This window comes from Sulfurovum sp. (assembly GCA_026990595.1).
GTDB lineage: Bacteria > Campylobacterota > Campylobacteria > Campylobacterales > Sulfurovaceae > Sulfurovum.
On record JALXCZ010000049.1, the window covers coordinates 1 to 24967 of the forward strand.

General features: G+C 39.7%; 28 protein-coding genes, 1 tRNA gene and 1 riboswitch. Of the genes, 13 read left to right on the plus strand and 16 right to left on the minus strand.

Annotated elements, in window-relative coordinates:
* Positions 1-414: 414 nt before the first annotated feature.
* From MVE01_RS09635 to rdgB, 4 genes are all read right to left on the minus strand, one after another.
* A complete protein-coding gene (locus MVE01_RS09635) occupies positions 415-1491 on the minus strand; it encodes a hypothetical protein (protein ID WP_472561976.1) in 1077 nt (358 codons plus the stop codon).
* 228 nt (positions 1492-1719) lie between these two features.
* On the minus strand, positions 1720-1989 hold the full coding sequence (locus MVE01_RS09640; protein ID WP_472561977.1) for a nucleotidyltransferase family protein: 270 nt from the start codon (positions 1987-1989) through the stop codon (positions 1720-1722).
* 20 nt (positions 1990-2009) lie between these two features.
* Positions 2010-3917, minus strand: a complete 1908-nt coding sequence (ciaB, locus tag MVE01_RS09645; RefSeq protein ID WP_472561978.1) for an invasion protein CiaB — start codon at positions 3915-3917, stop codon at positions 2010-2012.
* Between the two features lie 83 nt (positions 3918-4000).
* Complete coding sequence (gene rdgB / locus MVE01_RS09650; protein WP_472561979.1) at positions 4001-4606, minus strand: RdgB/HAM1 family non-canonical purine NTP pyrophosphatase; 606 nt, start codon at positions 4604-4606, stop codon at positions 4001-4003.
* 60 nt (positions 4607-4666) lie between these two features.
* Between rdgB and MVE01_RS09655 the strand changes: the two genes are divergently transcribed.
* From MVE01_RS09655 to MVE01_RS09670, 4 genes are read left to right on the plus strand one after another with little or no spacing between them, the layout of a single operon-like run.
* Positions 4667-5986, plus strand: a complete 1320-nt coding sequence (locus MVE01_RS09655; protein ID WP_472561980.1) for an MFS transporter — start codon at positions 4667-4669, stop codon at positions 5984-5986.
* Positions 5987-6001: 15 nt separating this feature from the next.
* Positions 6002-7102, plus strand: coding sequence for a transglutaminase-like domain-containing protein (locus MVE01_RS09660; protein ID WP_472561981.1), 1101 nt, complete (start codon positions 6002-6004; stop codon positions 7100-7102).
* A complete protein-coding gene (locus MVE01_RS09665) occupies positions 7102-7452 on the plus strand; it encodes a mercuric transporter MerT family protein (RefSeq protein WP_472561982.1) in 351 nt (116 codons plus the stop codon). The genes MVE01_RS09660 and MVE01_RS09665 overlap by 1 nt, the downstream gene beginning before the upstream one ends.
* Complete coding sequence (locus MVE01_RS09670; RefSeq protein ID WP_472561983.1) at positions 7453-7722, plus strand: heavy-metal-associated domain-containing protein; 270 nt, start codon at positions 7453-7455, stop codon at positions 7720-7722.
* 3 nt (positions 7723-7725) lie between these two features.
* Here the strand turns inward: MVE01_RS09670 and MVE01_RS09675 are convergent.
* The 3 genes from MVE01_RS09675 to MVE01_RS09685 form a co-directional block, all read right to left on the minus strand.
* A tRNA-Pro gene (locus tag MVE01_RS09675) sits at positions 7726-7803 on the minus strand.
* A 58-nt stretch (positions 7804-7861) separates the two neighbouring features.
* Positions 7862-9847: a transketolase gene (tkt, locus tag MVE01_RS09680; RefSeq protein ID WP_472561984.1), complete on the minus strand. Its 1986-nt coding sequence runs from the start codon at positions 9845-9847 to the stop codon at positions 7862-7864.
* 157 nt (positions 9848-10004) lie between these two features.
* Positions 10005-10853 carry a polyprenyl synthetase family protein gene (locus tag MVE01_RS09685; protein ID WP_472561985.1) on the minus strand — a complete coding sequence of 283 codons (849 nt, stop codon included), beginning with the start codon at positions 10851-10853 and terminating at the stop codon, positions 10005-10007.
* 56 nt (positions 10854-10909) lie between these two features.
* On the opposite strand from MVE01_RS09685, the gene MVE01_RS09690 reads away from it, so the two are divergent.
* Positions 10910-11125, plus strand: coding sequence for a hypothetical protein (locus MVE01_RS09690; protein ID WP_472561986.1), 216 nt, complete (start codon positions 10910-10912; stop codon positions 11123-11125).
* A gap of 122 nt (positions 11126-11247) precedes the next feature.
* Here the strand turns inward: MVE01_RS09690 and MVE01_RS09695 are convergent, their stop codons facing one another.
* Together MVE01_RS09695 and MVE01_RS09700 are read right to left on the minus strand one after the other, a co-directional pair.
* The gene (locus tag MVE01_RS09695; protein WP_472561987.1) at positions 11248-11760 is read right to left on the minus strand and encodes a shikimate kinase; all 513 of its coding nucleotides are present in this window, start codon (positions 11758-11760) and stop codon (positions 11248-11250) included.
* A 39-nt stretch (positions 11761-11799) separates the two neighbouring features.
* Positions 11800-12039 carry a hypothetical protein gene (locus tag MVE01_RS09700; RefSeq protein ID WP_472561988.1) on the minus strand — a complete coding sequence of 80 codons (240 nt, stop codon included), beginning with the start codon at positions 12037-12039 and terminating at the stop codon, positions 11800-11802.
* Positions 12040-12108: 69 nt separating this feature from the next.
* On the opposite strand from MVE01_RS09700, the gene MVE01_RS09705 reads away from it, so the two are divergent.
* Positions 12109-12804 (plus strand): SDR family NAD(P)-dependent oxidoreductase, encoded by a 696-nt coding sequence (locus MVE01_RS09705; protein ID WP_472561989.1) that lies wholly within the window; start codon positions 12109-12111, stop codon positions 12802-12804.
* On the opposite strand, the gene MVE01_RS09710 is transcribed toward MVE01_RS09705, so the two are convergent.
* From MVE01_RS09710 to purN, 4 genes are all read right to left on the minus strand, one after another.
* Entirely contained in the window at positions 12801-13367 is a 567-nt protein-coding gene (locus MVE01_RS09710; protein WP_472561990.1) for a PAS domain-containing protein, read from the minus strand. The genes MVE01_RS09705 and MVE01_RS09710 overlap by 4 nt on opposite strands.
* A gap of 22 nt (positions 13368-13389) precedes the next feature.
* Positions 13390-13528, minus strand: a riboswitch (cyclic di-GMP riboswitch).
* Between the two features lie 62 nt (positions 13529-13590).
* The gene (locus tag MVE01_RS09715) at positions 13591-14916 is read right to left on the minus strand and encodes an MATE family efflux transporter (protein WP_472561991.1); all 1326 of its coding nucleotides are present in this window, start codon (positions 14914-14916) and stop codon (positions 13591-13593) included.
* Positions 14917-14970: 54 nt separating this feature from the next.
* The gene (locus tag MVE01_RS09720) at positions 14971-15294 is read right to left on the minus strand and encodes a hypothetical protein (protein WP_472561992.1); all 324 of its coding nucleotides are present in this window, start codon (positions 15292-15294) and stop codon (positions 14971-14973) included.
* Positions 15294-15839, minus strand: coding sequence for a phosphoribosylglycinamide formyltransferase (gene purN, locus MVE01_RS09725; RefSeq protein WP_472561993.1), 546 nt, complete (start codon positions 15837-15839; stop codon positions 15294-15296). The genes MVE01_RS09720 and purN overlap by 1 nt, the downstream gene beginning before the upstream one ends.
* A gap of 49 nt (positions 15840-15888) precedes the next feature.
* Between purN and nosD the strand changes: the two genes are divergently transcribed.
* Positions 15889-17118 carry a nitrous oxide reductase family maturation protein NosD gene (nosD, locus tag MVE01_RS09730; RefSeq protein ID WP_472561994.1) on the plus strand — a complete coding sequence of 410 codons (1230 nt, stop codon included), beginning with the start codon at positions 15889-15891 and terminating at the stop codon, positions 17116-17118.
* On the opposite strand, the gene MVE01_RS09735 is transcribed toward nosD, so the two are convergent.
* A complete protein-coding gene (locus tag MVE01_RS09735) occupies positions 17084-18493 on the minus strand; it encodes an NAD(P)H-hydrate dehydratase (protein ID WP_472561995.1) in 1410 nt (469 codons plus the stop codon). The genes nosD and MVE01_RS09735 overlap by 35 nt on opposite strands.
* A 125-nt stretch (positions 18494-18618) precedes the next feature.
* Between MVE01_RS09735 and rpsU the strand changes: the two genes are divergently transcribed.
* The 6 genes from rpsU (at position 18619) to MVE01_RS09765 (ending at position 23780) form a co-directional block, all read left to right on the plus strand.
* The gene (gene rpsU, locus MVE01_RS09740) at positions 18619-18831 is read left to right on the plus strand and encodes a 30S ribosomal protein S21 (RefSeq protein ID WP_472561996.1); all 213 of its coding nucleotides are present in this window, start codon (positions 18619-18621) and stop codon (positions 18829-18831) included.
* Between the two features lie 138 nt (positions 18832-18969).
* Positions 18970-20133: a formate-dependent phosphoribosylglycinamide formyltransferase gene (purT, locus tag MVE01_RS09745; RefSeq protein WP_472561997.1), complete on the plus strand. Its 1164-nt coding sequence runs from the start codon at positions 18970-18972 to the stop codon at positions 20131-20133.
* Positions 20123-20545 carry a secondary thiamine-phosphate synthase enzyme YjbQ gene (locus MVE01_RS09750; RefSeq protein WP_472561998.1) on the plus strand — a complete coding sequence of 141 codons (423 nt, stop codon included), beginning with the start codon at positions 20123-20125 and terminating at the stop codon, positions 20543-20545. The genes purT and MVE01_RS09750 overlap by 11 nt, the downstream gene beginning before the upstream one ends.
* A complete protein-coding gene (locus tag MVE01_RS09755; protein WP_472561999.1) occupies positions 20542-21474 on the plus strand; it encodes a D-2-hydroxyacid dehydrogenase in 933 nt (310 codons plus the stop codon). The genes MVE01_RS09750 and MVE01_RS09755 overlap by 4 nt, the downstream gene beginning before the upstream one ends.
* A gap of 3 nt (positions 21475-21477) precedes the next feature.
* Positions 21478-23073, plus strand: coding sequence for an FAD-dependent oxidoreductase (locus MVE01_RS09760; RefSeq protein ID WP_472562000.1), 1596 nt, complete (start codon positions 21478-21480; stop codon positions 23071-23073).
* Positions 23073-23780, plus strand: coding sequence for a succinate dehydrogenase/fumarate reductase iron-sulfur subunit (locus MVE01_RS09765; protein ID WP_472562001.1), 708 nt, complete (start codon positions 23073-23075; stop codon positions 23778-23780). The genes MVE01_RS09760 and MVE01_RS09765 overlap by 1 nt, the downstream gene beginning before the upstream one ends.
* On the opposite strand, the gene MVE01_RS09770 is transcribed toward MVE01_RS09765, so the two are convergent.
* A complete protein-coding gene (locus tag MVE01_RS09770; RefSeq protein WP_472562002.1) occupies positions 23777-24190 on the minus strand; it encodes an acyl-CoA thioesterase in 414 nt (137 codons plus the stop codon). The genes MVE01_RS09765 and MVE01_RS09770 overlap by 4 nt on opposite strands.
* The gene (locus tag MVE01_RS09775; RefSeq protein WP_472562003.1) at positions 24187-24813 is read right to left on the minus strand and encodes a hypothetical protein; all 627 of its coding nucleotides are present in this window, start codon (positions 24811-24813) and stop codon (positions 24187-24189) included. The genes MVE01_RS09770 and MVE01_RS09775 overlap by 4 nt, the downstream gene beginning before the upstream one ends.
* Positions 24814-24967 lie beyond the last annotated feature (154 nt).

The window sequence follows — 24967 nt, forward strand, 5'->3', positions numbered from 1 at the left end:
GGTGTTCTGTGGTGAAGTGTCGGTGTAGCCATAGCCAAACGTACAGACTCGGGTACTGGCGTAGGTCCTGGTGTAAAAAGTAACATAAATATCCTCGCAATCGCCATCATGACGACGGCGTAATTGGTGGGATTATAGCTAAAAGTAGGTTATACATCGATAAATGTATAATCTAATAAAAATAAATATAATATATTCCAAGAGTGGAATATAATAATTTAGATTGAAATGTTAATTGAGGAATTAACAAAAACGCCTTTTAAAATAAATCTCCACCATCTCTTAGTGTGTAATTCATTGTATAGCCCTTTATTAAATGTTAAGAAGTAATACTACAAAATAGTATTTGTTTATCTAGATATCTAGACAAGCTTGTTCGGTAATATACACATTATTTACTTAAATTAAACTAAATCAGTATATATTAAACTCAATTGTTGCATTTGGATGATCATCATAAAAAACTTCCCACTTTTTAGTAATATAAAAAGATGACTCTTCTTCTTTGGGACTAATATGTGTTGATTTTCCGTTAGATGTAATATTACTTTTAAATCTTGTTTGATTATCATCTCCATATATTTCTTCTTGAAAAATAATTTTTCTAACCCCCGCAGGAACTTTCATATCAACAGTAGCTATTTTTGTTTCTTCTTGACGTCTTTTTTTGACTTTGTCATCTGTATACTCCCCAAGTGTTGTTCTTGAGATACGAATTACAAATTTATCTCCTGCTAAACAATCTTCAACACAAACTTTAAAAATTTTCTTATTTTTATCTTCTTTAATACAAGGATAGGATAATTTAGGATAATTTTCTTTCGCTAATTTATTTCCTTTCCTTTCATAATTAGTTATTTTTACATTAAATGAATAATCAGTAAATCTATCTGTTGTAAATTTTTTATAATCTGGGTATATACTTGAATTGAAATCACTTTCAAGTTCATAAATTAAATCTAAATTTCCTGAAGATGTGATATCTAATGTAGCAATTGTATTTTGAATATCATTTCCATTTTTATAAATCGTTTTAATCCATATCATATCTTCAATAAAAAAATTCTTTTTATTTGGATTCTCATTATATTTTTGCTTTGCATGATATATAGATTTTATTTTTTTATCATTGTATGAATATTCAATAAATTTACTTTTTTGAGAAACCTTTTCTGATATTTTTTGTAATTGGTTTTCATTATATGCTTCAATAAAATTAGATTCTAATAATAAATCTTCAATAGCTTTTTGAACCATTTTCATTACTGCGGTAGAAGTAAGTAGTAACTTAAAAACCAAGGCACTTAAAAAAGTAGTTGCTGTTGTCAAAACTATTTTTCTCCAATCACTATACGAAATCCAAAGAAAAAAGTTATTTTTATCATCTGGTATATAAAATGAAAAAGCTATTAAACTTATACCTATAATCAAGACAATTAAAACTAACACTAGTGGGTTGTTTAATGATTTTTTCCATATACCTTTAAACAAAATAATACTCCCTATATACAATTATTAATAAATTATTTTATCTAAAAAATACATATTTTAATTTAAATAACTATCTGCAGTCTAATCTCCTTGTAGCATGTATAATAAAGCTCTACAAAAAAATTTATTATTAATTTTGATTATACATTTTTATGCATTACATCATAAGCCCATCTATACGCTTAAAAAGTACTCTATATGATTCTAAATGTAAGAAAGTATCATCTTCTAGTGCCACACTATCCCCTCTTTTTGAATAATCCCCTTAAGATAAGAAGCTTTAGAGAGGTCAACTAAGTCTATTTTATAGGGTACAAGAGACTCTTCCAGTGCAAAACGTGCTTGAGAGAGTCGTGAGCCGAGTGCATCTCCTTCAATCGCTATATCAATATCAGAATGCATACTCTCATCTCCTCTGGCACGTGAGCCAAAAAGATATATTTTTTCATGAGGAAACTGGGCTATTAAAAAATCTTTTACTTCTTGTATTGTTTTCATGATTAGATTATAACATAACTCTAATCTAGCACAATAGTCTGCTGACCAATCTCCTTGTAGCGTGCATAATAGTGCTCTACAAAAGATTTTATTTTTTCATTTTTAGGCAAGTAGATACCCTCATTTTTTACTGCATATTGAGACAAATATTCACTCGCATCTACTTTTTTGAGGTAGTTGTCTGCTAAGTTTTTATAGGCAGAGATATAGGCTTCTTTCATCGCATCATACTTAGAATAGTCTATCTTTATCTCTCCATCATAAGTGATGATACCTGAGCCAAACAATATGTCTAAATGGATAAGCCCTTCACAGTAGTAAGGCAATACTTCACCCACTTCACGCCAAGCCATAAGTCCTACGGCACGGCTTACGACATCATCTACCACATGCTCTTTGAGTGCATCACGTTCATTATGGAAAAATGCCATAAGACCACCAGATGTAGCTTTGAACTCTTCTATGTTCTTAAACTGACCGGTACCATTCATCTTAGTCTCAGTGTCTGAGTCTATCCATAAGATGTGTCCATACTCATGTCCCACCGTAGAGATGTCGTAAAGTTCCTGCCAGAGTGTTGGGTCATTTTCTATGAGGACTTTTTGTTTTTTTACAAAATCCTCTCCCATTGTCTCTATATTGAGTTTCATAACAGGTTTGGATTTTTTAGATTCCATCACAAAGTCTGCATAGGCAAAGATCTTCTTGCCAAGTTCTGTAGAGACCTGTTCATCATTGGGGACGACCTGTGCAGAAAAAAGTCCGTTAAACTCTGCCGCATAGTAGAGCATCGGTTGACCGATATACAGTTGTGTTTCATCCACCTGCAAAAGATTTTTGCTTATGGTATGCAGTGCTTCTTTCCCAAACTCCTCTGCCATTTCATACACGAACATTTTAATATTATTGCGTGTTTGAGAACCCTTCTGCAACTTGGGGTTTATGATACGCAGATCCCATTCCAGAGCAACTGCTTTCCTGTAGTGGTCTTCATAATATTCCAAAGGATGTCCAACTTGAAGCGGAGTGGTGATCTTCATCCAGCGTCTGTCCACCTCTGCCCATTTTCCTATGAGCTCCTCTGTTTTTGTATGTGCAAATGCTTCCTTAATAGCCGTAAAGTAGGCAATCCATTCAGATTTTTGACCATAGACCTCATCTTCATATTGTCTAAGCAGTGAGATGAGTTGTTCCACTGCAGTCGTAACTGCTTCTACCTGCTGAGGAAATGCCTCTGCATAGGCTACAGATTTGTAGCATCGTCTGGCTTCGACAGGTTCAGCCCCCGATTTACCTTTGGTCCTGGTGCTTGTCGGTTCAGTCACTGAGCTTGCCGAAGTGTCTTTAATGAGCACAGAGTAACATCTGTCACCCACACAGCCATTCTCATCTTTATCAAGTAGAGATTCACTTTGTAACATTTCAAATACTTTGGCATCGTCCCCATTAAAAGCTTCACTCAACCCGAGGTTGACAGTATGCAGAATATGTTCTGTCCAGTGACTCTGCCACTCAGAGAGCCTCAAGCCTACAAAATGCACGCCAAAAATCAACGAACGATAAAAAGGTGTCAGCAGTTTCTGCTCCTCTATCCACCCTATCAGACTCTCATGACGCGTAATGTGCATCATGCTTACAAAGCCATATGCCAACTCTTTTTTGACTCGTATTTCTTCATCTGTCAACTCAAGTTTGCTAAGTACTTGCTCTAACGCATCTTCTCTAAGGTTTACAATACGCGTAAGTGCTGCCATAACGGTATCATCGTTTTTAGGTATATTAAGCAGCGACAAAAAAGCATCTACTGACTGCTCTGCTCTCTCGTATTTACCATTTAAAAGCTCATAAAATCCATTAAGCTCTGTCTGTCTATCTTGCAACTCTAGGTAAATTGCTTGTAAATCATTCATAAATTGTTGTTGTGTCATATCTTCTCTCTTTTCGGGTACCCATGAAGGGCACCCCTACATTTAATTATTTTCTTCGTAGGGGGCAATCCCTTGTTGTTGCCCTATTTATTTCGTAACATATTGATAATAGGCTTCGCCAACGCCAATGCCTTACCACGATGCGAAATCCCAGACTTCACATCATTATCCAACTCACCCAAAGTCTTGTCAAACCCAGCAGGAATGAACATCGGATCATACCCAAATCCTTTCTCTCCTCTGGCTTCATCTATCACATCCCCATGCATCCATCCGTGTACCACATACTCACCGTATTTGGAGACTATGGCGATGGCTGCAGTATAGTAAGCAGGTGTAGATTTTAATCCTTTTTCTTTCACCGCCTCAATGAGTTTATAAAGATTATCTTTGTCTGTAGCATCCTCACCTGCATATCGTGCAGAGTAAATGCCCGGTGCACCGCCCAATACAGGCAGAGAAATACCACTGTCATCTGCAATGACCAGATAGTCTATGGAAGAGTTTTTTGCCACCAACTTCTCATAGATCGTACGTGCTTTAATGAGGGCATTGTCTGCAAATGTATCCCCATCTTCAATAATATCAAATTTGCCTAGCAAGTCTGAAAAAGGTACTACCTCATCTTGGCACATCTGTTTAAATTCACGTAATTTTCCTTTATTACCTGTTGCCAATACTAATTTCATAAACAATTAACCTTTTACTACTATAATTAGGACAAATTTTACCCTATTGGAGATATTAATATGATTAAAAAGGTTTTACCCCTTAGTCTTATTGTAGCGTTACGATTTTTTGGACTCTTCATTGTCCTCTCAGTCCTTTCAAATTATGCTAAAGAACTACCGGGAGGAACAGCATTTCTCGCAGGATTGGCATTAGGTGGTTATGCTCTTACACAAGCTGTGCTTCAAGTCCCTTTTGGTGTCATGAGTGACAAATTCGGTCGTAAAAAGACTCTGCTTTTTGGACTGCTTCTCTTTGCTTTTGGTTCAGCTGTAGCTGCTGTAGCAGACAATATCTATATACTTCTTCTTGGTCGTTTTCTTCAAGGAGCAGGAGCTATAGGTAGCGTAGTAACAGCTATGATCGCTGATCAGGTACGTGAAGATGAGAGAGCCCACTCTATGGCGATCATGGGGATGGTCATTGCTATGAGTTTTGCAGCAGCTATGATCATCGGTCCGGTAATTGCCGGAATTTGGAGTGTGAGTGCACTCTTCTGGCTCACAGGTGCTCTGGCACTGACTGCACTGGTCATTCTCTTCACTGCCGTACCGGAGCCTCCACATATTGAACACCACTATTCTGAAGAGGAAGCCAAGATCAAAGAGGTCTTTAAAGACAAAGATCTGGTAAGAATGTACATTACGTTCCTCTTTCACAGTTCTACCATGGCGATCGCTTTTTTTATCATTCCTATTGTCATGAAAAGTAAATTTGATATGACACGTATGGAGTACTGGAAGGTCTATCTGCCTGCGGTACTCTTTGGTATCATCGCTATGGCTCCGGCAGCCATATTGGGTGAAAAATATGGTAAAGGCAAAGAGATTTTTGTGGTCTCTGTACTCTTCATTATCGCCTCTTTTGCACTGATGGGCTTTAGCAGCAACTTTTGGCTCTTTGCAACAGGGGCTACCTTCTTTTTCATCGGATTTAACATGTTTGAACCGCTGCTTCAAAGCTTTGTTGCCAAATTTGCAAAAGTACACCAAAAAGGTGCAGCTCTTGGTGTTGCCAACACCTTCTCCTACGTAGGAATTTTCCTTGGCGGTGCAATTGGCGGATGGCTCTATGGACATTATCAGGAACAGGGTGTTGCCATTGCCGTTATGGTTCTCTGTATCTTTTGGATACTCTGGATTCTGGGTATGCGAAACCCTGCTCTTCGTGCCAATCTCTTTCTCTCTACCGATATTTTCGACGAGAATAAGCTTGCCGAACTGAAAAATATAGAAGGGATCAATGATTTCTATACCAACAAAACAGAAAAGACAATAGTGATCAAATATGAAAGTGAAGTGATCGATGAAGATACAATCAGGGGAATGATGCTCAAATAGCAGCATAAAAAACTTATGAAAAAAATACTTTTTATACTCACCTCACTACTATTGTTTACACTGACACTCTTTGCTGAAAACAAAAGCAGAACCTTTGAAGTTACTTACGACTTTGATATCAAATACGATACAAAAAACTACCCTGTCAAACTTTGGAACCCGATTCCATTTGACAGTAGTTACCAAAATATAAAAATGTTGACATTTGACGGAAACTATGACAACTTTAACATCAACAAGAACAATAGTGCTGATGCAACAATCCTGTATGCCCAATGGCAAAAGGAAAATAAACCTAAAAAACTGCATATAACTCTACGTATAGAGACCAAAGACCGTTTGGTACCACTGGATGTTATTAGCAAAGCAAGTGCGAAAAACCTACCTTTGCCTGATGCAGTCAAACCTTTTATCAAAGCAACTGCCCACTTGCCTACGGATGGCATTGTCAAAGGGCTTTCTGACAGAATTACACAAAACAAAACAGACCGTTTTGAAAAAGTTAAAGCTATCTACTACTGGTGTACATCACACACTTTTAGAGACAGTAAGGTCAAAGGGTGTGGTGTAGGTGATGTGCATAAAATGGTGACACAAAAAGAGGTAGATGATGCCTTTGCCAATGGCTACTATGGTGGCAAATGTACTGATCTTAGCTCACTCTTTGTTGCCCTTGTGCGTGCAGCAGGTATCCCTGCCAGAGAAGTATTCGGTATTCGTCTTGGGAAAAGTCACTTCTCCAAAGCCTTGGGTAAAAGTGATGACAAAGGTTTTGCTACTATCACCTCATGGCAGCACTGTCGTGCGGAATACTTCATCCCGGGAGCAGGCTGGATTCCTGCTGATCCGGCAGATATTACCAAACTTGAATTGGTAGAGAAACTAAAACATAATGACCCACGCGTCAAAGAGCTCAATAACAAATACTTACACAGCTGGGAAATGAACTGGGTAGGCTTCAACCATGGAAGAGACTTTGTTCTTTCACCAAAACCAACCCAATACCCTATCAATATGCTGGGCTACCCTTATGCTGAGGTAGAGGATGATGTATTAGACTACTATGAGCCAAAAAGTTTTAGCTACCAAATCACCTCTCAGGAAATTTTTAAGTAATGGCTCAAAACTCTGAAAAGTCTTTTTGGGCACTTATTGTCACCTCTTTGGTAACTGCTTTTCTTGCCAGTACCTGTTGCCTGACACCCTTACTGTTTTTACTCTTTGGTATCAGTGCCTCATCACTCTCATTTCTCAAAATATTTGCACCCTATCATATCTATTTTGTGCTTGCAGCATTCATACTTATACTCTATTTGTGGTACCGTTATTTTAAGTTGAAAAGCACAAGAACCTACTGTTCTAAAAACCTATGCAGATACCATCTGCATTATCTCATCTTTGGTACACTACTCATTGGCATACTACTGACTTACCAGTACTGGATACTTTACTTTATAGGAGACTAAATGAAAGCTTTTTTACTTATTGCATTATCTATAGGCATACTGCTTGCCAAAGAGGCTACTGTACATATTGCCATCACAGGTATGACCTGCCCCTTATGCACTATGACCATCAAAAAGAATCTTAAAAAACAAACTGGTGTCACCAAAGCCAAAGTTATTTTAAATACACATACAGCTACGGTTACTTACGATGATACAAAAGTACAAAACAAGACATTGCTAAAAGCGATTGAAGAAGTTGGATATAAAGGAAAGGTCATTGATAAATAAATATGGTCGGAGTGACAGGACTTGAACCTGCGACCTCTATCACCCCAAGATAGCACGCTAGCCAGACTGCGCTACACCCCGATTGTTTGGAGAGTGTGATTATAAAACATAGCTTCTTAAACAGACTTTAGAAAAGTGATTAACACTTCCCTAAATCAACTACTTGATACTCCGCACCTACTAAATTACAGGCACGCTTAGTAATATTTTGAATAGTAAATCCAAACTTCTCAAAGAGTAGATCTGCCGGTGCAGAGGCTCCAAAGGTTTCCATGCCAAGCACATCATCTGCATAACGGTAATACTCAGTTGCTGTGGCAGCTTCTACTGCCAATACTTTAGTATTCGGATCAACGACTATATTTTTGTAGGCTGCATCCTGCTCATTGAAAAGGTCAAGACAAGGGACAGAAACAACATTAGCTTTCACCCCAAGTACCTCTAAATGACAAGCTGCCTGAAGACATGGCATAAGCTCTGAGCCACTTGCCATCAATGTTATTGTTGCACCTTCACGTTTTTTAACGATATATGCCCCTTTGCTTACCTCTCCAAAATCTCTTTTTGGCTTCAATGTTTTAAGCTTTTGACGACTCAAGACAAAACCGTGTGGTACTTTCATGTTAAGGGCTGTTCTCCATGCTTCCACATTTTCTGTTGCATCTGCCGGTCTCCATACATAGAAGTTCGGCAGCGCTCTAAACTGGCTGATCTGTTCTATAGGTTCATGTGTCGGACCGTCTTCACCTACACCGATACTGTCATGTGTCCAGACAAAGAAGTTTTGAATCTTAGTCAATGCTGCAATACGTGCTGCCGGTTTAAGATAATCGGAGAAGACAAAGAATGTTGCATTGAACGGCATAGTCGTACCGTAAAGTGCCATTGCATTGGTTATGGCAGCCATAGAATGCTCTCTGATCCCAAAGTGGATATTTTTCCCCTTAGGGAAGTTGCCCATCTCTTTGAGTTCTGTCTTGTTACTTGGGGCAAGGTCTGCCGAACCGCCAAGAAATGATGGTACTGCCTTGGCAATGGCATTAAGGATTTTACCATTTGAATCTCTTGTTGCCACTGCAGGATCATTAGAAAAATCTGGATACTCGATCGTTGAAAAGTCAGGAGTAAGCAGTCTTGACAAAGCCTTATTTTGCTCTATAAGCGGAGCCTCTTTTTGTCTGTGTATCCACTCTTTTTCTGCTAGTTCACCTTTTTCAACTGCACATCTGAAACGAAGCAGTACATCTTCAGGAATAGCAAATTTTTCTTCAGGATCAAAACCCTCCTTTGCTTTAGACTCAGCAATGATCTTTTCACCAAGCGGTGCACCATGGGTATGGTGTGTACCCTCTAGCTCCATTGCTCCTTTACCAATGATCGTATTTGCAATAATGATCGTAGGTCTTGTAGCAGATTTTGCCTCTTCAAGCACCTTTTCGATCTCATCATAACAGTGACCGTTCACTTTAAGTACATTCCAGTTCTGTGCTGTGAACCTTGCCGCTACATTTTCACTCCAGGCGATATTTGTATCTCCCTCGATCGTTATTTCATTTGAATCATAAATGAGTACCAGATCTTTCAGTCCAAGATGTCCCGCCAAGGCACATGCTTCATATGAAATACCTTCTTCTAAGTCACCATCACCACAGAGGCAATATACTTTATGGTCAATCAATTTACATGTCTCAGAGTTCACTTGATTAGCGGTAAACGCTTCTGCCATAGCAAAACCGACTGCATTGGCGATTCCTTGTCCCAATGGTCCAGTAGTGATCTCTATACCGTCTGTATGTCCATACTCTGGGTGACCCGGTGTTTTGGAATCAAGCTGACGAAAATTTTTCAGATCATCAAGACTTACATCATACCCCCAAAGGTGTAAAAGTGAGTAGATAAGTCCTGTCGCATGTCCTCCTGAAAACACCAAACGGTCACGGTTAAGCCATTTTGGGTTTTTCGGGTTATGGCTGAGCTTTTCAGAAAGCACGACTGCAATATCCGCAAGACCCATCGGTGCACCCGGGTGTCCTGAATTTGCTTTTTGCACCATATCTGCCGCCAAAAATCTAATGGTATTTGCCATCTTTTTACGCATTTGGTTTTGTTCAGTCATTACTGCCATAGAGTTATCCTTTGTTATTATAATATAATGCTTTTAGAGTAAAGCTCCAAAAACTACGCTAACGCTGAGTTCTCTTCAGCAGAGTGCTCTCGCAACTTGTCGCTCTTGAGATGTCAAGGCTATACTTTTAACCATAAAGTGTACCCGTGACATCTCTTTATTTATGTCTATGTAGATATTTTGTTATCAAGGGTTGCAAAGCTGTTTGCAGCTTTACATCAAACGTTTCAAATCGTCTTTGCAAATCTTTTGCCAGTGTGTCTGCTTCTTCAACACTCCTCGCTAGTCCTAAAAGATTTATAAAGCTATTTTTATCACTATCATTGCCTGTCGTTTTTCCTGCTTCTTCTGCACTTTGTGTCTCATCTATAATATCATCTTGTATCTGAAAGAGCAACCCGAGATCAATACCGAAACAGTAAAGTTCATTTTGTACCTCTGCTTCAAGCCCAACAATCACAGCGCCCATCTGAAGACTTACAGCTATAAGTTTTGCTGTTTTATTCGTATGAAGTATTTTGATCTGTTCCAGATCAAGAGGCTTGTTCTCAAAATAACAATCGATCGCCTGCCCCAGTACCATTCCACGACTTCCACCGTCACGGGCAAGTAGTTCCACCAGTTTGATTTTGACATCTTCACGCAGCGGAGCTTTGGCTATAAGGAAAAAAGCATCGGAGTTGAGTGCATCTCCGGCAAGGATTGCTGTAGTTTCATCATAACGTTTATGAAGTGTTAGCTGTCCACGGCGCAAGTCTGCATTATCCATAGCAGGGAGATCATCATGGATAAGAGAGTAGGTATGGAACATTTCCAATGCCATCGCTACAGGCAGGGCACCATTATAAAGCATTGGCTCATAGGCATCTACTACACTTAAAAGCAGCATAGGACGAAAACGTTTTCCACCGGCAGACAACATCACACCCAGTGCATCTTCATACACAGGATGGAAACTTGGTACCTTGGGAAGATTATCTTGTAGATATTGCTCGAACCGTTGCATTTTCACCCTAGATTTTTTATTGGTAAAATTATACCTTATTAGGCTAAAATACGGCTATGGAAAATCAACAAAAACAGACAATTATTTTATGGACTAAAAGAGTTTTGGGTCTTTTAGCTATTTTGGTTTGGGGATATGCAATCATCACCATCTCCCAATCCCCTGCTCCATTCAGAGAACAAGTACCCTACTGCATGGGAAGTACAATGCTGATCTTTGGACTACTCACTATGGTATATAAAGGGTTAGAGTATTGGGGGGAAAACACGTAGGGTGTTGTCCCATGACAACACCTTTTAAGTTTAAATATACAGATAAACTTTGAATTTTAATACATATTCAAATTATTGGTGTCGTAAGGGTACAACACCCTACAGAACAATAGGTTAAAAAATCAGACTTTACACTTCCTAGCAATAAACACTAGCTGCTCATCAAGCGACATCTTTTCTACATCCACCACTACATCAGCCAGTTTTTTATAGGCTTTTTCTCTCTCTTCATAGAGTTTTTTCGCTTTTTTTGGTTCTTGAAAAAGCGGCCGCTTTGCAAGTTTCTGTTCACTGTTCTTGGCAGTTTTAAGACGGTTATATATCCATTCAAATGAAGCATCAAGCAATACAACGGTTCCCAGTTTTTTAAGGTTATCAACTTTATAAAATCCGCCTCCACAGGAGATCAGTGTACCTTTGACACATTTTTCTATCCAATCTGCTGTGACTTGTTCCTGTTGGCGAAAATAGGCTTCTCCTTTTTTCTCAAAGATTTTTTTGACTTCTTTGTTCTCTTTGGATTCTATGAGGTCGTCAGTATCAATGATGTATGTGCCGTACCTCTTGCTAAAAGCACGCGCTGTTGTACCCTTTCCCACACCCATAAAACCTATAACAATTATATTTTTTTTCATTTTAATTTTTAACTTTTAACTTTTAATTTGACGCCATCGTTACACCATATTGTAACGATCAATGATCTTTCTAAGACGTTTACGAAGCTTTTTAAGAGCATCTACTGCATCTACACCCTCAGCAATGAGTGATTCAAACTCATCAAACTGTATCTTTGCGACCCATCCGATCTTGGTATGTTTTTTGATCCCTACAAAACGTACCTCACCGAAATGTTCTTTTGCAAGTTTGTAAATACGTTCTATTCTCTCATCGATTGTTTTTAAATCTTTACTCATTATCATCCTTCATATAATATATTTATTTTGGCATAATTATAGCACAGAGTATTACAAAAGGATTACATTGTGAAGAATATACTTATTACAGGTATCGGCTCGGGACTTGGCGAAGCATTGGCTAAAGAGTATCTATCCAAAGGAGACCATGTCTATGCCATAGGAAGAAGTTTCCCAAAAGAGCTTGATCATGATCCTCATTTTTTCTTTTTTCCTTTTGATCTTAGTCAAACTTTTATGATACAGTCCAGTATTAAAGAGTTCATCGACAAACACTCGTTTGATCTTGTTATTCTAAATGCGGGTATCTTGGGTGAGATCAAAACATTAAAAGAGATGGAAGTAACAGAGATCAAAGAGGTGATGGAGCTCAATGTATGGGCAAACAAGGAATTGATCGACCTGCTCAGCACATATGCCTCTGTCAAACAGATAGTAGGTATCAGCTCCGGAGCTGCAGTAAATGGTTCTAAAGGATGGGGAGCCTATTCTCTTTCCAAATCAGCACTCAATATGCTGCTGAATGTCTATGCAAAAGAGTTACCCCATATTCACTTTACTTCACTTGCCCCGGGAGTCATCAATACACCTATGGTACAACAGATCATCAAGTATGTGAATGAAACTGAATTTCCCTCAGCAAGACGTCTAAAAGAAGGAAAGATACAAAGCCCAAAAGAAGCAGCCAGACTTCTTGTGGCTACTTTTAATACATTATTGGACTATGAAAGTGGAAGTTTTTTGGATGTAAGAGAAATCTCTTAACCGAACATCTTTTTCATTTTATTAAAGAAGATCGCTGTAAGACCTTTTGGTTTTGCCAGCTCTTCTATAAATTGATCATAATTCATTCTTTTCTCTTCAAGATATCCGTTCAAATACTCAATGGAAGCATCCATATCATGCTCTTTTTCAATCTCAAGCAATTTTGCATAAAGTGGTTCTATTGCCTTGACAACATGTTTGGGTGCAGCTTGTCTGAAAGCAAGATAGTGACGTACATTACCCGTTTGATCACGCTTGATATCGAAGTCTGTCACTACCCAGTAGTGGTCACCGTTTTTCGCTAAGTTCTTAACCACTGCCATGATATTTCTACCGCTTTTAAGGTACTGCCACATCAAATAAAATACTGCTTTTGGCATATCGGGATGACGAAGGATATTATGAGGAGCTCCTATGAGCTCACTCTCCTTATATCCAGCTATTTCGGAAAAATAGTCATTACCATAGACTATCTTACCTGTTGTATCTGTTTTACTGACAATAAATCTTTTAGCATCAAGTTTGATCTCATTTCCTGTTGGAACCGGTCTTAGTACTGACATCTTTTTACCCTTATATTAAATTAAGAGCAACCCGGCTAACTCATTATAATTCTCTTCGTATCAAAGTAAAACTTCGATACAAGTCCTATCACCAAAGCTTACGCTTGTTGAGTCCCGTGGCTTTCCGTCCCTGCTTCACAACAGGTTTGGCTTTGAATTTCAGCATTATAATAAAAAAATGTCAAAAAAATGTCAAAAAACTAATCACTTTGATCAATTTATCTTATACTTTGATCTTCTGCCACTCTCCTTTTTGAAATGTCACCCACAACCAAATAGCTTTCACGAAGGTATCTGAGATCATTGCAAGATAGACAAACAGTATGTTTTCAAAATACCAACTTAACAAAAATGCAGGAAGAATACGCACAAACCATAAAGAGATCAAGTTTATTTTCAAGGTTCGCTTGGAATCTCCTGCTCCACGAAGTGCGCCCGAGAGTACAAAGTTAAAAGCCAATGGAATTTGTGATACTCCTACGATACGCAGATAGAGACTTGCCTCTTTGATGGTCTGTGCATCATTGGTAAAGAGCCATACAATCTTCTCAGGCATGAAGATCATAAAAAAAGAAAGAATAAACATAAATCCAGAGGTATATTTAAGTACTAAAATGACATCTTCTTTTGCCTGTTCTGGCTTTTTGGCTCCGAGTCCCTGCCCCATGAGTGCCATCGCAGCAATGGTAAACCCAATACCTGGCATAAATGCCAAACCTTCCACACGCAGACCTATCTGATACCCGGCAAGTACCGATGTACCGTAGTGAGCAATGATCACTGTAAAAAGCATAAAACTTCCAAAGGTCAGTGAACGCTCAAACGATGCAGGGATGCCTACTTTGAGTGCACGGGAGAGCAGAGATTTTGAGTAATACCATACAGGGATATAAGGTGTTTTTTCTCTAAGGTATAAAATGACATAGACGATGAATTCCAAAATATTGACGATCACCGTACCCACAGCTGCACCCAGAACCCCAAGTTCAGGGAAACCGTAATGCCCGAAGATCAGCAAATAGTTCAGGATCACGTTAAGGATAATGGAGCCTATCTTCACCTGCATCGGCATTTTGGTATTGCCGGCAGAATTGAGTGCTGAGACAAAGACCAGCTTCATAAATACAAAAGGCATCATCCATGTCAGCATCTGCACATAATCTTCCCCTAAAGCTACAACCTCGGGTGCCGTACCGAACCAGACATAAATGTTTGAGGCAACAAGATACCATACCGCCATCACAGGCAGACTTAGCAGAAATGCGAACCGAAGCAGTGTAGAGAGTCCTATGGAGGCACGTTTCATACGTCCTGCTCCTACAAAACGTGAAAGCAGTGCTGATGTACCAACATGCAGCAAGGTCAACACAGCAAAAATAAACATCAGTGACTGTAAACCAAGCCCCACTGCTGCCACAGCAAAAGCAGAGAGTCGCCCTACCATGATCAAGTCAGTGATCACCTGCAACATATCCAGCAGAGAATTGATCGCTGCAGGGATGGAGAGTTTGAGTATTTTTTGATGTTTAGGCGGGAAAAGTTTTAACACATGGTCTCTTTTTTAAATAAATATGAGTGTCTAAGGTTATTAGAGATACCCATATTATACTCCTACGAGCTGAGAAAGATGAAGATAGAGAAGAACAATGATCACTGCAGCCCATGCCATAACCAACCCAACGGCATAGACTCTTCTATTTTTATCGAACAAGCGCCTGGTTTTATAGAGTATAACAGGGAATCCAACAAGAGTAATCAGCTCAGGAAGATAGCTCATAAAAGTCAGACTATATTTAACTATAGCCAATTTCACTGCAATAAAAGCCGTATAAACAAATCCATAAACGATTAGAAGCATACATATTTGAAAGAACAAAAATATGACTTTTGCAGCAGATTGGTTACTTTTGTCATTATAATACTTCATCATAGCACTTTACAAATTGCTTCAACCAAAGCCTCTTTTTCAAGGGTATGTATCTTTTTTTTATACTGTTCAAGCGTGAATCCATCTTTTACAATCTCTTTTTGTACAATTATTTCACCTCCATCAAGCTCAGAAGTAACATGATGCACAGATACACCGCCTGTGGGAAATGGATCTTCATAACTTTTGATAATCGCATGAAGCCCTTTATGTCTAGGTAGAAGTGAAGGATGTAGATTAATACTTTTGATATTCTCTGTAAACACAGGTGTCAAAATACGCATAAAACCAACCAATACTGTCAAGTTTAGTTGATATTTCTGTAAACTTTTTACAATATCTTTATCAAACGTTTCTCTATCCTTATACACTTTTGAATCTATTATTTCCAAAGGGATACCATGTGCTTTTGCTATGGAAATGCCCCCTGCTTCAGGGTTGTTTGTCAAAGCAATGACAACTTCAAGCTCTTTGTTATGAAGGGTGTTGACAATATGGGAAAAGTTGGATCCTTTGCCGCTGAAAAGTATAGCTATTTTTTTCATAGTGATATTTTATCGTTTTTCTCTTCAAGAGAGTATGCTACACTTACATATGGCTAAAACACTATTTCTCTACCTTGTTTGTATCTTTACGATATATGCAAATATTCTTCAGAATACTATTGATAAAGCACCCATAGGTGCGACACTCACGCTACCTTCAGGTGTTTATAAAGGCAATATTGTCATAAACAAACCTTTGACTATTAGGGGGAAAGATAAAAACGTTATCATTCAAGGTGATAATAGAGGAAGTGTGGTTACCATTAACAGTGCCTATGTCGTTCTCGAAAACCTCCATATTACATCTTCCGGAGAAAGAATGGAAATGCTAGATGCGGGTATCAGACTTCATCATGTCAAACAGTGTAAAATAGACCATTGTAAAATTACCAATACCCTTTACGGGATAGATATGGACAGTGTTGAAGATTCTATCATTTCAAATAACTATATTACTTCTAAAAAAAATACTTTACCTCTTCGTGGTGATGCTATCAAAATATGGTACGCCAAAAACAATATAATTCAGAATAATACGATAGAACGCAGCAGAGATGTCACCCTGACATATGCCAGCCATAATCGCATTGAAGGAAACATTTTTTTAAACAATCGCTTTGCTCTTCATCTTGAAATGAGTCATCAAAACATCATCAAAGACAATATATTCAAATATAATTCCGTAGGCATTTTGATGATGGGGATCAAAGATATCAATATCACCGGAAACCAGATCTTAAGTTCAAAAGGTGCCGCAGGTATTGCAGTAGTCGCTGACAAAGTCAATCATTTTCATTTTGAACACAACAGTGTCAAATTCAATGCAAAAGCACTCTATATTGATGAAAAAGGGAATGAAAAAGGCATACAAAGATATATTTCCCATAACCAGTTCTTGTACAATAATGAAGTGTTTCACTTTCATTCAGCGATTCAAAACAATATAATCACACACAATATCATTCGTGGCAATATTGAGGATGTTCTTCAGGATCTTACCTCCAAATCACCCCAAAACAATACTATAGCTTACAACTACTGGGACAGATATGAAGGATTTGACAGAGATCATGATAATCTGGGAGATACCCCTTACCGTATATTTTTATATGCTGACCAGCTTTGGAAACAAGACAACAAGTTAAAATTTTTTTACAATACTCCCATACTCTCTGTCATCAATCTTCTCTCACGTATAGCCCCATTCATAGAACCTGTGCTACTCCTTGAAGATACAAAGCCCGTTATGGTACTTCCAACTGAGCCAATACATCGATAATATCCGTAGGCAGCATCGAATAAGAGGCACCTTTGTATCTGTTTGCTGAAAGTACCAAAGTCAATGATCCCTGCACCGCAGCTTCTATACCTGTATACCCCTGTGCCAAAAGTGAGACGATCAGCCCGGAAAGTACATCACCGCTGCCCCCCTTACTGAGTTTGGAGCACCCAAGAGGATTAACATAAAGGTTTTCTTCCTGCATGATGAGAGTATTGGCACCTTTAAGCAAAAGTGTCACATGCGGATATTTGGTATTGAAGCGACGCACCATTTCAAAACGGCTCTTCTGTACTTGAGAGACTGTAAGAATCTCCCCTGTCAACCGTTTCCATAAGGCAATGAACTCTTTGGGATGAGGAGTGATGACCACTTCTCTGTTCTTTTGCTCCAAAATACCCAATAGTTGAGGGGAATAGAAAGCATCTGCATCCAGCAATACAGGCAGATGGCTCTCCACCACATATTTTTGTAAAAATTCACTCTCAAAATGTCCACCCAGCCCCATACCTATGGCAATGGCTGATGCATTGTCAGGGACTACGGTCGCATGCATCAAATATGCAGGTGGAGAAACTTTGTCATGGACAACCAGTGTGGTAAGCCCTGCCCCAAACCTGCTACATGCCATACCGGCAATGATACCTGCTCCCTCTTTCTCTCCACAGAAGAGTGCTGCATGACCAAAATCTCCTTTGTGTGTCGCCTCTGTCAGTCTGCTTGGCAAACTCAGATCAGAAGATTCCAGTACAAAAGTTTTACTCTCTCCCTCATACTGTCTACTGCTTATACCAAGATCTGCCCGTATGATCCTGCCTATAGAATCTTTACTCTCATCCAAAAAGAGCCCTTCTTTGAATGCCCCCATAGTAACAGTTACATCTGCTTTGAAAGCCATAGGCATCAACGTTCCGTTTTCTCCTATTCCTGTAGGTACATCACAGGCGATCTTGTGTCCTTTAAAACTGTTGAGTCGATGCAGAAGGTACTGCGTCTCTTTGTCTATTTCTCTGTTGAGTCCTGCACCAAAGAGTGCATCAACAATCACATCAGAATCATAAAGCTCTTTTACAATATTGACACCCAATGCTTCTGCTCTTTGAAGCTGCAGTTTTGCCATCTCTGACTTTACACCAAAAGGCAGCACCAACTTTACTTCATAGGTTCCATGCAGCTGCCGTGCAAGCACTATGCCGTCTGCTCCATTATTGCCCACTCCGGAGACGATAAGCACAGAAGAGCCTTTTTCAAAACGGTTTTGTATATACTCTGCCATTCCTCTAGCGGCATGTTCCATGAGAATGTCTTCGGTAAGTCCGTATGTCTCGTAGCATTTTTGATCAAATTTATAGCAGGATTTAAAGAGTTTGTGCATGAGTCATCCTTTAAAGGTTCTTTACTTTTATCTTACCATAAATTTATTTCGATATAATCCGCTTCATATTTATCTCTTTTGGGCCAAGTTCCCAAAAAATTTTGATAAGGAAGGGGGTGCCGGACATGCCAGGAATTAAACTAACATCACGTGATTCATTTGATGACGCTTACAGAAAATTCAAAAGACAATGTGACAGAAACCTTATCGTAACTGAAGCAAGAGCTAGACAGCACTACGAAACAGCAACTGAAAAAAGAAAAAAAGAGAAGATTGCAACACGCAAAAAGATCCTTAAAAAACTCTTCATGCTTAGAAGATACGAGTCTAGACTGTAATCATTACAGCAGTAGGGCATCTGCCCTGCTACTCAATCTACATTTTTACTACAAACTCTATAAAATCCTACCAAACTCATTACATCTTAGTTAACTTTTCGCTAAAATAATTCCAATTATTTTTTTAAAGGTTTCTCTATGACATTTACTACCCCATTACAAAAAAATGCGATCAAGATCATGCTCCTTGGTTCAGGTGAACTTGGTAAAGAAGTGGCTATAGAGGCACAACGTCTTGGCATCGAAGTCATTGCTGTGGACAAATATGAAAATGCCCCTGCACACCTGGTAGCCAACAGAAGTTACGCTATAGACATGCAAAATGAAGCAGCCGTTCTTGAAGTGATAGAAAAAGAGAAGCCTAGTTTCATTTTACCTGAAGTAGAAGCCATCTCCATCTCTGCACTTTTTAAGGCAGAAAAAAGAGGTTTTCATGTTATCCCTAACGCTGAAGCGGTAAACAAGACCATGAACCGTAAAAATATCCGTGTTTTTGCGGCCCAAGAGTTGGGTGTGAAAACATCTGGCTTTGAGTTTGTCACCACACTTAATGGACTCAAAGAGGCATCAGAGCACATAGGATTCCCTTGTGTCATTAAGCCTGTGATGAGCTCATCTGGACATGGACAAAGCATCGCCAAAACAGCAGATGACATAGAAAAGTCATGGGAGATAGCCAAAGAGGCACGTGGTGATGCGAGTGAGCTGATTGTCGAAGAGTTTGTACCTTTTGACTATGAGATCACCTTGCTAACCGTGCGTAACGAGACAGGTACCGTCTTTTGTGACCCTATAGGACACGTACAAAAAGATGGTGACTTCATCCTCTCATGGCAACCAATGCAAATGAGTGATGCAGCACTGCAAAAGGCAAAAGAGATTGCCAAGGCTGTGACAGACGGTCTTGGCGGTCGCGGTATCTTTGGAGTGGAGTTCTTTGTTAAAGGTGAAGAAGTTTACTTCTCTGAACTTAGCCCTCGTCCACATGACACAGGGATGGTGACACTCATCACACAGAGTCAAAGCCAGTTTGCCCTGCATGTAAGAGCCGTACTTGGTCTGCCACTTGACTACACCACTTACGGCTCTGGTGCCTGTGGTGCATACAAAGCAAAAAATGAGAGCCATAGCCCTGTACTTGAGATTCCTGATGATGCTTTCTCTAAAAACTCTTTTGTAAGAGTCTTTGGAAAACCAGAATCCCATGTAGGTCGCCGTATGGCAGTCAGTCTTGTTCTCGATGAAGTAGAAGAAGCAAAAAGAAGAGCTGCACAGATCGTTGATAGCATCAATGATAACTAGACAGTACCGACTTACCCTCCCTGCCTACCCAAGAGGGATGCACCTTATCACAGATCAGATAGAAGCACTCTTTGACGGTTCCGTTTCTACCGGTATGGCACATCTTTTCCTGCAGCATACCAGTGCAAGTCTGTGTATCAGTGAAAATGTAGACCCTTCTGTACGCAGTGATGCAGAGACATTCCTGAATGACCTCATCCCTGAGTCCTACCCCAAATTTCAACATACCTATGAAGGAAGCGATGATATGCCCGCCCATCTGAAGAATATGCTTTTGGGTACATCACTCAGCATTCCTCTGACCCAAGGCAGGTTGGCACTTGGAACATGGCAGGGGGTCTACCTTTTTGAACACAGGGATCATGCATCTAGAAGAACAGTTATCCTCACACTGCAAGGAGAGCAGTCATGAAGATCGTTCTGCTCGATGCTCAGACACTCGGTGATGATCTTGACCTTTGCGTTCTTGAACCATTTGGAGATATGACTGTTTACCAGACCACCTCTTATGATGAGACCTATGAGCGGATCAAAGATGCACAGATCGTCATTACCAACAAAGTGGTCATTGATGCAAACCTGCTTGAACTTACCCCTAAACTCAAACTTATCTGCATCGCAGCCACAGGGATGAACAATGTTGATCTTGAAGCAGCCAGAGCGAATGGCGTGGTGGTCAAAAATGTAGCAGGATATTCCACCAAATCCGTTGTTCAACATACCTTTACCATGGCTTTGTACCTTTTGGAGAAAATAGCATATTATGACCAAACAGTCAAAAGCGGTACATGGACAGCGTCAGGACTTTTTACTGATGTCTCCCAACCTTTTTATGAGATCGCAGGAAAAAAATGGGGGATCATCGGTCTTGGTACCATAGGTCAGGAAGTCGCCAACGTTGCCACTGCCTTTGGTGCAGAAGTAAGCTACTACTCCACCAGCGGGAAGAACCTTAAACATGGTTACCCCCATAAAAGTCTGGAGTTCATTCTAAAAGACTCCGATATCATCTCGATCCATGCACCGTTGAATGAGGATACATATGAGCTCATCAATGAAATGAATCTCTCCTACATTAAAGAAGATGCTATTTTACTCAACCTCGGACGCGGAGGCATCATAGATGAGACCGATCTCTCTTATGAACTGGACAGAAAAAGATTTTACGCAGGGTTGGATGTACTGGAAAAAGAGCCGTTGCAGTCTACTAACAGGCTTAATGAGATCAAACACAAAGAGAGACTGCTTATCACCCCTCATATCGCATGGGCAAGTATTGAAGCCAGACAAAAGCTTCTTAAAGGTATTGTGAAAAATATTGAAACATTTTTGGAGAAATAAACTATGATCGATGTTCTCATCATTGGTTCAGGAGGTGCAGGATTAACTGCAGCCTTGGCTGCAAAAGAAGCCGGTGCTTCTGTACTTGTAGTAGGTAAATCCTACCCTACCAACTCTCAAACTTCTATGGCACAAGGCGGGATGAATGCGGCACTTGGCAATGCGGGTGAAGACCATATAGCCCTGCATGTACAAGATACCATCAAATCAGCACACGGTCTGTGCGATGAAGATATGGTACGTCAAATGTGTGCAGATGCCCCAAAAACCATAGAGTGGCTAGAGAGTATCGGTGTACCTTTCTCACGTCTTGACAATGACAAAGCCGGTGTAGAGACAGTAGCCCAGCGTCAAATGGGTGGAGCCTCTGCCAAACGTGCCTGCTATGCACAGGACTATACAGGATTGAAGATCCTTCACACTCTGTATGATACCTGCCTAAAAGAAAAGATAGACTTTTTAGATGAACACTATTTTCTTAACCTCATTGTAAAAGATGGCATAGCAAAAGGTGCAACTTTTTTAGACATACGTACAGGCGAGGTCAAACAGATTAACGCCAAATCTATCATCATCGCTACAGGTGGGTATGCTTCACTCTATCACGGTTTTACGACTAATGCTTATGGAAGTACAGGTGACGGTGTAGCAGCCGTACTTCGTGCAGGCGGTGCAGTCTCTGACATGGAATTCATACAGTTCCACCCCACTGCACTCAAACACTCTTCTATTCTCATAAGCGAGAGTGCCAGAGGTGAAGGCGGACATCTGCTAAACTCTGAGGGTGAGCGTTTTGTGGATGAGCTTAAACCTCGTGACGAAGTAGCCAGAGCCATTTTTAAAGAGCTCTCTGAGGACAAAGAAGTGTTCCTTGATGTCAGACATCTTGGGGAGGACAAACTCATGGAACTCCTCCCTCAGGAGGTGGCACTGTGCAAACTGCATGAACATATAGACCCAGCCAAAGAGCTCATCCCCATTAAACCTGTGGCACACTACAGCATGGGTGGGATAGATGTTGACTATGCACTAGAAGTTACAGGTATCAAAGGCTGTTTTGCAGTAGGAGAATGCTCCAATGCCAAGGTACACGGAGCCAACCGCCTTGGAGGGAACTCCCTGCTGGAGATTACAGCATTTGGAAGATTTGCAGGAGAGAATGCCTACAAACACAGTATCTATGCCAGTACCAAACCTGATGAAGGTAGACAACTTCAAAAAGACAGAGCACACATAAAAAACATCTATACCCAGAAAGCCAGCGTGAATTTCTATACACAACGTGAACAACTTGGAAAACTCTTTTATGAAAAAGTAGGTATTATCAGAGAAAATTCTCAGCTCAGTAAGGCTCTTGATGAAGTCATCGCGATGCAGGTACTTTCAAACAAAATAGGCATACAGGACAAAAGCGCCACCAACAACACCAATCTTATAGACTTTTTAGAGTTCTCCAATGCACTCCTGCTTGCTCCCACCATCATCTCAGCAGCCATTGCCAGAGACGAGAGCCGCGGGGCACACTACAAAGTAGATTTTAAAGAAGAGAATGAGGATTTTAGAAAGCATATTGTTTTGCAGTGGAAGAGGGAGTCATAATGAAAATTAAAATACAAAGAGACAAAAGTATTGAAGAATTTGAAGTCTCCCCATCCATGACCCTGCTTGCCGCCCTTTACGAAATTAAAGAAGATCAGGATGCTTCACTGACATTCATGGCAGGATGCCGTGCTTCGGTATGCGGTACCTGTGCAGTACGTGTCAACGGCAAAGAAGAGTTGGCTTGTGCCTATAAAATAAAGGGGGATGAACTTGTCGAACCCCTACAATACCATCCCGTACTGCGTGACCTGAGAGTAGACAAGAACAGAGCCAAAGAGACATTGGTAAAGACCACCGCATGGCTACATGAAAGCAAAGAAGCAACACTTACACATAATGATGAAAAACTTACCGAAAAACAGACAGACTGCATACTCTGTGACTCCTGTTATTCTGCCTGCCCTGTGTACGCAGTCAATCCTGACTTTTTAGGACCTTTTGCTCTCACACGTGCCTACCGCTACACTACAGACAAAAGAGAAGGTGATGCCAAAGCCATCATAGACAACATCCAGACCAACGGGGTCTGGGACTGTACTTTATGCGGGGAGTGTACAGCTGTATGCCCCAAAGGCATTGACCCAAAAATGGACATTACCATGCTTAGAGGAACATCCTTGCAGTTTGGACACTCTGACCCCAATTTTGCTACACAAAGTTTTGGAACACCGGATTTTGGATTTGATCCAAATGGTGGGTTTTAATCTGCCTGAGCCTTTTCAAATCCTTCAACAATCACTTCAGGGATCTTCATAGGTCTCATCTTTTTGCTATCTACAAAAACCCACTCCGTTTTTCCTTCACAGACCGTAGCACCATCACTCACACGGGTGATAAGATAACGACGTACAGACATAACCTTCCCTATCTCTTCTACCCATGTTTCCATCACGAGTTCATCACCTTCAAATGCAGCTCTTTTATACTCAATGTTATGGGATCTGGCAACCCATGTACCACCAAGCTCCAAACATTTCTCATAGCCGAATCCAACTGCTTCTGAGTGTTTGGTAGCAGCATCTATCATCCAGCTTAGGTAAGTAACATTATGTACATGGCCGTTAAAGTCTATCTCTTCTTTTTTCACTCTAAAAGTATAGGTATAGTGTTTCATTGTTCCTCTTTTTGGTTTGAAAATGCTTCAAAAAACATTGCAATAAGTGCTCCAGCCATTAATAGTACCGAAACCAGCTTAGTCATGCCGGAAATCAAGGACTCATAAGGCATCACACCAAGTGTTGTAAACATATAGTTAAAATCATGGATTCCATCCACTCCTAAAAAAGATTTTGCTGCAGTAACTATCGCACCTTGATGTGCAGTCGACATATACCAAGACGAATAATCAAAGGAAATACCCAATATAAATATACCTACATAATACGCCATATAGTTTTTTTGTTTTTTATAATAATAGGCAACGCCAAAAGGAAACAGCCACTGAAACAGTGTACCATTCATTACCATCACGAACTTGGGACATGGTAAAATATAACATACACCATGCCCTCCTTCATGTACGATACCTAAAGTTTGATTGATGATAAATTGATAGATACCAAAGAAATATTCACTTATCGTTCTAAATTCGTGTATTTGTCCTGAATAGGGTTTGTATTGTAAATAAAAAAAGAAAAAGCACACAAAAAGAAGCAAAATAAATTTTTTAGTTCTTTTATCAGGAAGTCCATCGGTTGAAGACTTCTCTTTTTTAAATAGATGATTAAATTTTTTCATTTAGATATCTTTACAAAAAATATCAAATAAAGAAATAGAAAAAAAGAAAAAATAGTCCCTGAGGTGTATAAATATATAACAAATTGGTAATGTTCTCTCTGTTCTACAGGAGCATTAACAGAAAAGCTTCCCATCATAACAAAACCGCTTAAGC